Here is a 289-nt window from a genome sequence, read left to right as displayed (position 1 = left end):
CACCGTTGCTCCCGAGATCGTCGTGTAGGTCGCGCCGGCGGCATTGGCTTCAAGGCCAAAATAGGCCCGCGTCACCGCACCGCCGACCGCTGCGCCGTCCGCGCCGATGGTGTCGGCATGATCGCCGACGCTCGCACCGGCCGCGCCGAACACGTTGCCGTTCGTCGAATGGCCAAGCCCTTCCGTCACGCTGTTGGCATCGTTGGCCGCAACCGGGATGTCGTCGACGATTGAGATGACGATCGATGCCGGCGTGGCATCGCTGTCGCCGGTGGCGTCGGTGACCGCC

The 289-nt window shown here is 67.8% G+C and carries 1 protein-coding gene; it reads right to left on the bottom strand.

Annotation, left to right across the window (positions count from 1 at the left end; genetic code table 11):
- A partial coding sequence (locus tag EN850_RS36795; RefSeq protein ID WP_189591358.1) for a hypothetical protein occupies positions 1-289 on the bottom strand: 289 nt, incomplete at both ends.

Origin of the sequence: Mesorhizobium sp. M8A.F.Ca.ET.207.01.1.1 (genome assembly GCF_004794715.1) — a bacterium.
In the GTDB taxonomy this organism is placed as follows: domain Bacteria; phylum Pseudomonadota; class Alphaproteobacteria; order Rhizobiales; family Rhizobiaceae; genus Mesorhizobium.
The sequence above is the reverse complement of the archived record's forward strand: the minus strand, read 5'-3'. Positions and strand labels throughout refer to the sequence as shown.